At 67.9% G+C, this 1,544-nt stretch carries 1 pseudogene; it reads right to left on the bottom strand.

Annotation, left to right across the window (positions count from 1 at the left end):
- Positions 1-1,544: pseudogene (locus tag VIB55_RS11835) on the bottom strand (DNA-directed RNA polymerase subunit beta'); the annotation flags it as partial.

Here is a 1,544-nt window from a genome sequence, read left to right as displayed (position 1 = left end):
CTCCACCTCGGCCACCGAGCCGAAGCGCCGCACCAGCTTGGACGGGTCGCGCTGGTCCTGCGGCTTCTTGCGCTCCTCCGCGTCCTCCGCGAAGCGCGCCGGGGCGTCCTCGCGGTCCTTGGTCAGCCAGTAGCACCCGATGACGATGTCCTGCGAGGGCGCCGCGATGGGCCGGCCGTTGGACGGCAGGAGGATGTTGTTGCTGGAAAGCATCAGCACCCGCGCCTCCAGCTGCGCCTCGAACGACAGCGGCACGTGCACCGCCATCTGGTCGCCGTCGAAGTCGGCGTTGAAGGCCGCGCACACCAGCGGGTGGATGCGGATGGCCTTGCCCTCCACCAGCACCGGCTCGAACGCCTGGATCCCCAGGCGGTGCAGCGTGGGCGCGCGGTTCAGCAGCACGGGGTGGTCGCGGATGATGTCCTCGAGCACCTCGTACACCCGCGGATCGTCGCGCTCCACGATCTTCTTGGCGCGCTTCACCGTCTCGGCCTCGCCCCGCTTCTCGAGCTCGTGGATGATGAACGGCTTGAAGAGCTCCACCGCCATGGCCTTGGGCAGGCCGCACTGGTGCAGCTTCAGCTCCGGGCCCACCACGATCACCGAACGGCCCGAGTAGTCCACGCGCTTGCCCAGCAGGTTCTGCCGGAAGCGGCCCTGCTTGCCCTTCAGCATGTCGGACAGCGACTTCAGCGGGCGCTTGCCACGGCCGCGGATGGCCTTCGACCGGCGTCCGTTGTCGAACAGCGCGTCCACCGCCTCCTGCAGCATGCGCTTCTCGTTCCGGAGGATCACCTCCGGAGCGCGCATCTCCATCAGCTTCTTCAACCGGTTGTTGCGGTTGATGACACGGCGGTACAGGTCGTTCAGGTCCGACGTGGCGAAGCGGCCGCCGTCCAGCGGCACCAGCGGCCGAAGGTCGGGCGGGATCACGGGGATCACGTCCAGGATCATCCACTGCGGCTTGTTGCGCTCCGAGGGCGTGGCCCCCGAGCCGCGGATGGCGTCGATCACCTTGAGCCGCTTCAGCACCATCTTCTTGCGGTGCTGGCTGGTCTCGTTGGCCACCTGCGCGCGCAGGCTCTCGGCCAGCGAGTCCACGTCGATCTGGCCCAGCAGGTTGCGGATGGCCGGCGCGCCGATGTCGGCGGCGAAGTCGGCGTCGCCTTCCTCGCGGGCCTTCTCGCGCAGGGCAATGTACTCGTCCTCGTCGAGCACCTGGCTGTGCTTGACGTCCTGGGCACCCGGGGTGGTCACCGCGTAGGCGGCGTAGTAGATCACCTTTTCCAGGTCGCGCAGCGTCATCCCCAGCAGGTAGCCCATCTGGCTGGGAAGCGTCTTGAACATCCAGATGTGGGCGACCGGCACGGCCAGCTCGATGTGGCCCATGCGCTCGCGTCGCACCTTGCTGAGCGTCACCTCCACGCCGCACTTGTCGCAGACGTGCCCGCGGTAGCGGATGCGCTTGAACTTGCCGCAGTGGCACTCCCAGTCCTTTACGGGACCGAAGATGCGCTCGCAGAACAGGCCGTCGCGCTCGGGCT

The organism is Longimicrobium sp. (genome assembly GCF_036554565.1).
Lineage (GTDB): Bacteria > Gemmatimonadota > Gemmatimonadetes > Longimicrobiales > Longimicrobiaceae > Longimicrobium.
The sequence above is the reverse complement of the archived record's forward strand: the minus strand, read 5'-3'. Positions and strand labels throughout refer to the sequence as shown.